The sequence below is a fragment of the Mycobacterium sp. 1482292.6 genome, assembly GCF_001672995.1.
Taxonomy (GTDB): Bacteria; Actinomycetota; Actinomycetes; order Mycobacteriales; family Mycobacteriaceae; genus Mycobacterium; species Mycobacterium europaeum_A.
Window position 1 is genome coordinate 1 of the sequence record NZ_LZKV01000231.1, and the last position, 7,642, is coordinate 7,642.

The following is a 7,642-nucleotide window of genomic DNA, read 5'->3' on the forward strand; positions in this document are numbered from 1 at the left end:
GGCACCATATAGGCCGGCAACAGCTCACCCAGCCGAGCACGAGCACTGCCGGGATCCACAGCACCCACTGATGATTCAGTGACGTATCCGATCAGCCGCTTATCACCGGGTGGATCCTCACGGGCGACGACGACCGCCTGCTCCACCCCCGCCACACCGGCTAACGCGCTACGCACCTCCCCCAGCTCAATGCGGTAGCCGCGAATCTTGACCTGCTCATCCGCGCGGCCCACATAGCGCAACTGCCCATCGGGTGTCCAGCACACCAAATCCCCGGTGCGATACATCCGCGCACCCGGCCCCCCGAACGGACACGCCACAAACCGCGACCCCGTCAACGACGCACGCCGCCAATACCCCACCCCCACACCAGCACCGGCCACATACAACTCACCAACCACCCCCACCGGCACCGGATGCAACCACTGGTCCAGCACAAACAGCGCCGCCCCGGGCACCGGTGACCCGATGGGCACCACAGCCGCACCCGGGGCCAACGGCGCACTCATCGCCACCCACATCGTGGTCTCGGTCGGACCGTACTGATTGATCAGCACCCGCCCAGCCGCCGCCCACTGACCCACCACCTCGGCCGGGCAGGCCTCACCGCCGACCAGCACGGTCACCGACTCCAAACCCCGCGGAGACAACACGCTCAAGGCGGACGGGGTTTGACTGAGCACACTGACTCGCTCGGCTATCACCAACGCGTGCAACTCATCCGGGGAACCCACCACCGCATCGGGAATCACCACCAACCGGCTGCCATTGAGCAACGCGCCCCAAATCTCCCAGCCCGAAATGTCAAAGCTGTAGGAATGCCACTGCGACCACACCTGACCCGCACCAACCGGCACTCGAGCAGCCAATGACGCCATCAGCTCAGTAACGTTGTGATGGGTCACCGCAACACCTTTGGGAACACCAGTAGTACCCGAGGTATAGATCAGATACGCGACATCACCCGGATCTGGCACGGGCAGCGCACTCACGGGCCCAGCACCGACAGCCAGCTCACCAAGGTCGATCACCACCACCTCGAACCCGTCCAGCCGCTCGCCCAGTCCCCCCGTCGTCAACACCACCACCGGCGCGGCATCAGCCAACAAGAACTCCATGCGCGCCGCCGGCACCGCCGGGTCGATCGGAACATACGCCGCCCCCGCCTTAAGCACCGCCAACATCGCGACGATCGCCTCAGCCGACCGCGAACACAACAACCCCACCAACCCGCCTGGGCCTACCCCGCGGTCAACCAGCCCATGCGCCAACCGATTCGAAACCTCATCAAGCTCCCGATAAGTCAGCTCGCGGCCCTCGAAACTCACCGCCACCGCCCCCGGCATGCGGGCCACCTGAACCGCGAACAACTCGGGAATCGACACCGCCCCGGTACCCGGCGCGCTCAACACCCGGCGATTACCCCACCCATCCAGCCAGGTGCGCTCACCCTCATCGAGCACATCGATCGAGGACAACCGGTTCCCGGCGTCGGCGACCATGGCCATCAACACCACCTGGAACCGATCGATCAAAGTCTCGATGGTCGCCGCGTCGAACACATCGATGCGGAACTCCACCGCGCCGCCGATCCCCGCGGGCTCCCCACGCTCGGTGAAACGCTCGGCCAGGGTGAACATCAGGTCCATGCGAGCGGTGCGGGTATCGACCGGCAATGGCATGGCCTGCAGTTCGCCGAATGACCCGACCGCAGGACCACCGGGAAGACCGGCGCGGTGTTGCCAGGCCAACAGCACTTGGATCAGGGGGTGATGGGTCAGTGATCGGGTGGGGTTGAGTCGGTCGACGAGCAGTTCGAAGGGCACGTCCTGGTGCTCATAGGCCTCCAGACTGCGCCGGCGCACCTGGGCCAGGAGCTCGGCGACCGTGGGATCCCCGGCCAGATCGACCCGCAGCACCAAGGTATTGACGAAAAACCCGATCAACCCCTCCAGAGCAGGGTCTTGCCGTCCGGCGATCGGGAAACCCACCGCCACATTAGAACTCGCACTCAACTTCGACAGCACCACCGCCAACGCGGCCTGCACCACCATGAACGTCGTCGCGTTGTGCTCCCGGGCCACCACCGCCACCTGCTGCTGCAACTCGGCCGGCCAATCCAGCTCCACCGTGGCACCGCGGTGATCAGCCACCACCGGGTAAGGCCGGTCGACCGGAAGCGCCAACCGCTCAGCCATCCCAGCCAAAGCATCCTGCCAGTACGCCAACTGGGCGCCCAGCCGACTGTTCTCGTCGTCGAGATCCCCTAACCGGGCGCGTTGCCACAGGGTGTAATCGGCATACTGCACCGGCAACGGCGCCCACTCGGGGGCACGCCCCTGGCACCGGCTGGCATAGGCCATCCCCAAGTCATGCACCAGCGGCCCAACCGACATCCCATCAGCAGCGATGTGATGGACCACCCCTGCCAGCACATGCTCATCCTCACCCACCCGGAAAAGCCGCGCCCGCACCGGAATCTCCCGCGCCAGATCGAACGGGTGCCGGGTAATGGCGCCGATGGTCTCGTCCAGCTGACTCGCGGGCCAGCCGCTGGCATCAACGATCTCCCAGCCGAATTCGGCTTGAGCGATCGGGACAATCAATTGTCGAGGCGCTCCTTCGGGCGCGGTGATCAGCGTGCGCAGGGTTTCGTGGCGGGCCACCACATCAGCCAGGGCCGCCCCCAACGCCTCGGCCTTCAAATCGCCTTGCAGTCGCAGCACCACCGGCATGTTGTAGACCGGCGACGGCCCCTGCAACTGGTCGATGAACCACAACCGCGACTGCGCAAACGACAACGGAACAACCGCAGGCCGCGCGGCGGCTACCAACGGCTCGCGCCCACCCTGGACTCCTTCGATACGTGGCGCCAAGCGGGCTATCGTCGGCGCCTCGAACACCGTCCGCACCGAAAGGTCGGCGCCCAAGTTCGCGTTGACCGCGGCGACCAGACGCATCACCGCCAACGAATCCCCGCCGAGGTCGAAGAAGGAGTCGTTGATCCCGACCCGCTGCACGCCCAGGACGTGGGCGTAGATGTGGGCGAGGATTTCTTCGAGGGGAGTGCGGGGAGGCTGATATTCAGCAGCGCTGTATTCGGGTGCGGGTAGCGCGCGGGTGTCGAGTTTGCCGTTGACCGTTAGCGGCATGGCGTCGAGGACCACGATCGCAGCCGGCACCATATAGGCCGGCAACAGCTCACCCAGCCGAGCACGAGCACTGCCGGGATCCACAGCACCCACTGATGATTCAGTGACGTATCCGATCAGCCGCTTATCACCGGGTGGATCCTCACGGGCGACGACGACCGCCTGCTCCACCCCCGCCACACCGGCTAACGCGCTACGCACCTCCCCCAGCTCAATGCGGTAGCCGCGAATCTTGACCTGCTCATCCGCGCGGCCCACATAGCGCAACTGCCCATCGGGTGTCCAGCACACCAAATCCCCGGTGCGATACATCCGCGCACCCGGCCCCCCGAACGGACACGCCACAAACCGCGACCCCGTCAACGACGCACGCCGCCAATACCCCACCCCCACACCAGCACCGGCCACATACAACTCACCAACCACCCCCACCGGCACCGGACGCAACCAGCCATCCAACACAAACACCGCCGCCCCGGGTATCGGCACACCAATGGGGACCAACCCCGTCCCCGGTGTGAGCGGAGCACTGATCGACGCGCATACGGTGAGCTCGGTTGGGCCGTAGGCATCGATCATCAGCCGCCCGGACGCTGCCCACCGATCCACTACTTCGGTGGTGCAGGCTTCACCGGCCACCACCACCGTCGTGGCCTCCAACCCCTCGGGCGAAAGCGCGGCCACAACGGACGGGGTGCTGGTCAACACGCTGACCTTTTCGGCGATCAGCAGCGCGCGCAAGTCCTCGGGGGAAGTGGCGAACGACTCGGGTATTACCACCAGGCGCCGGCCCTGCAGCAGTGCCCCGAAGATTTCCCAGACCGAATAGTCGAAGGCAGTGGAATGACTCTGGGTCCACACCTGCCCTGGTGGCAGGCTCTGGTCGAGGGCCCTGGCCAGCCATGTCACGTTATGGTGGGCGATGGCAACGCCTTTGGGCGTGCCGGTGGTGCCGGAGGTATAGATGAAATACGCGATGTTCTCCGGCGCCGGCGCGCCCGGCGCCGTCGTGGGTTGGGTGTCGATCGCGGGGTCATCGATCTCGATGACGGGCCCGGCGAATCCGCCGAGTCGTGGACGCAGACTCGCGCTGGTGATCACCGCCGATGGTGCGGCGTCAGTGAGGGTGAACTCGATGCGCGCCGGTGGCACTATCGGGTCGATCGGCACGTAGGCGGCCCCGGCCTTGAGCGCGGCTAAGATCGCGACGATCGCCTCACCGCAACGCGGTAAAGCCACGCCCACCCGTCCACCAGGGGCCGCGCCGTGCCCAATCAGCAGATGCGCCAACCGGTTCGATGCTTCGTCGAGCTCCCGATAGGTCCTGCTGCGGCCGTCGAAGGTCACGGCCACCGCGTGCGGTGTCCGGGCCGCCTGGGCGGCGAACGCCTCTGGAATGGACGTCGGCCTCGTCGTCGGCGCGGTCAGCACCGAGCGGTTGCCCCACTCGTCGAGCAAGTCGCGCTCGCCGGAATCGAGCACAGCCATTGATGACAGCCGTTGCTCGGGGTCGGCGGCCATGCAGACTAGCAGTCGTCGGAATCGGTCGCCCAAGACGTCGATGGCTGCGTCGTCAAACGCGTTGGTGTCGTATTCGATGCGCAGGCGAATTTCAGGGCCGGGTGTGGCCTGTACCGTCAGCGTGTAGTGGTTGTATTCGGTTGCAGCGAAGTCGGTTACAACCAAATCCTGGGTGCCGGACAGCGCGGCCATGTCGATCGGATAGTTCTCGTAGACGAACAGAGTGTCGAAGAGTTGGTCGTGGCCGGTGAGACGCTGGATCTCGCCGAGCGCCAAGTGCTGGTGCTCGAGAGTGTTGTTGTGAGCGTTCTGCAATTGATTCAGCAAGCCCGCGACGGTGGTCGTCGAGGTGACATTCGCGCGGACCGGCACCGTGTTGATCAGTAGGCCGATCATCGATTCCGCCCCGGCCAGGTCGGTTGATCTTCCCGACACGGTGGTGCCGAAGACCACGTCGTGCTGGCCGGTCATTTCGATCAGCAATCCCGCCCACGCGGCCTGCAGCACCGTGTTGACGGTGGTGTGTTGCGAACGCGCCAGGTGGTGAATGGCTACCGTGGTCGCCGCTGGCATCGCGAAAGATCTGCAGCCTCGTCGCCCGAGCCCTAGCCGGCCCGCAGAGCCGAGGACGGTGGCGGCGTCGAGACCGGCCAATACCTCGCCCCAGGACACGCGTGCGGTAGCGAGGTCGCGGCCAGCCAGCCAGGTCACGAACCTGCGGTAGGGCGTGGGCTCCGGTAACCGGTGTCCGTCGTAACTGGCGAGAATCTCTTGCGCCAGCATTGACAGTGACCAACCGTCCACCACAATGTGATGGTTGGTCAGCACCAACCGGTGCCGGTCGTGCGCAACAGCGATGAGCGCAGCCCGGAAGGGCGGGTGTTCGGCCAGATTGCACACTGCGGCCCGCTCGGCAGCGCACAACGCGTCGATCTGCTCGTCGACATCGAGTTCGAGGTATTGCCAAGGGATTACCGGGTCGGCCGGGATGATCTGTACGGGCTGTTCGAAACGGTCACAGAATCGCGCCACCAAGTTGGGGTGGCGGCTGATGCTCGTGTGCACCGCATCGCGCAGCCTGAATCGGTCGAGAAGCCCGACGAGGGTGATGTCCAGCTGGACCGCGTAGACGTCGTTGTCCGAGCCGTGGGCGAGGGTGGCGTGAAACATAAGGCCCTGCTGCAAGGGCGTCAGCGGTAGCACGTCAGCGATCCGGTATTGCTGTTGCATCTCGTCGATCTGTTGTTGGCTCAGCCGAGCCGGGACGATGTCGGAGGGCGTCAGTCCTCCCCCGCCCTCGCGGACATGGGTGCAGATACCGGACAAGGCGTCGAACCAGAGCCGGCTCAGGCGGGCGACCTGCGCATGACTCAGGACCGATGACGCCCACGTCCACTCGGCTTGCAGAATCGGGCCCGTCTCGGTATCCATGGTGCCGGCATTGAGCTCCACGGTGTGCGCCAGCGGAATCGGCACTGCCGATCCCACATTCGTGGCCAACAAACTCTGCGGGCTGACGCGCCACAGATCGTCGGATAAGTCGCCCACACCCGCGCCGAGACGCCCTAAATAGTTGAACCCGATCACCGGTTCGGGCCCGCGGAGATCCGCGTCGGGACTCAAATACCGCAACAAGCCGTAGGTCAACCCTTCCGGCATCGCGCGCAGCTGTTCCTTGGCATCCTTGATCACCGTCCCCAGCGCTGCATCACCGGCGCAGACCTGTTTCCAGGACAGCTCACGGGTCGCTAACGTCACCGGGTACTTGGTGGTGAACCACCCCACCGTCCGCGATAGGTCGATATTGTCGGCCAGTTCCTCGTGACGGCCGTGGCCCTCGACATCGATGCCGGTCGGCGCCCCCGCGGCACCGAGGAACTCATTGCACGCCAAGGCGAATGCGATCAACAGAATGTCCTGCACCCCGGCGTGAAACGCCGCCGGAACCACGCTGAGCAGTTGCCGCGTCGTGCCCGCATCCAATGCCAGCGACAAACGCCCAGCAGTGACGTAGGTGTCGATGTCCGGTTGCGCCGGTGGCAATGCAGGCTCAACCACCAAAGCCTGGCCCCACGTGTCGACCAAGCCCAACACGGTAGGGCTGCGGGCATACTCTTCCAACAGCGACGACCAGCTGGCGAACGATGTGCCCCCGACCAGCAGGGAAACGGGTTCACCGTTGTGGCGTTGAGCCCACGCGATGTTGAGGTCTTCCAACAGAATTCGCCACGACACCCCGTCCACCGCCAGGTGATGGATGAGCAACGCCAACTGTCCGGTATCGGGTACCCACAGCGCACTCAGCATCGCCCCGGCAGCGGGGTTCAACCGCGAGCGCGCCGCCACCAGTGCCTCATCGGACAATGCATCGACCGAGCGCAGACAGTCGCACACATCCACCGCACCCGGCTCGAGGACGACGAGCGACCATTGACCGGCCTCGTTGTCCAGAGTCTTCAGCCGCAACATGGCGTGTCGATCTACCAGCGCCTGCAACACCGCCGAGACATCGGCGTCGCCGACTCCCGCCGGAGCCTGCACGACCAGCGCTTGGTTGAACTGATCGGTTGGCCCCGTTATGTCGTGCAACCAGTGCATGATCGGCGTCGGCGCGACCGGCCCGACGCCTTCGTCGACAACATCCGGCGCGGCACCGGCGAAAGCAGCCACCTTGGCCAGACCGGCCACCGTCTGCTCGACGAACACGTCCCGAGGCCGACACAGAACACCAGCGGCGCGGGCATGCGCCACCACCCGCATCGACAAAATGCTGTCGCCGCCGAGGTCGAAGAAGGAGTCGTTGATCCCGACCCGCTGCACGCCCAGGACCTGCGCATAGATGTTGGCCAGGATTTCTTCGAGGGGAGTGCGGGGAGGCTGATAATCAGCAGCGCTGTATTCGGGTGCGGGTAGCGCGCGGGTGTCGAGTTTGCCGTTGACCGTTAGCGGCATGGCGTCGAGGACCACGA

Annotated in this window: 1 protein-coding gene; it reads right to left on the reverse strand. The window is 65.3% G+C overall.

The window, feature by feature from the left end; genetic code table 11:
- The coding region (locus A5624_RS23320; RefSeq protein WP_232002314.1) for a non-ribosomal peptide synthetase at window positions 1-7,642 on the reverse strand (7,642 nt) is incomplete at both ends.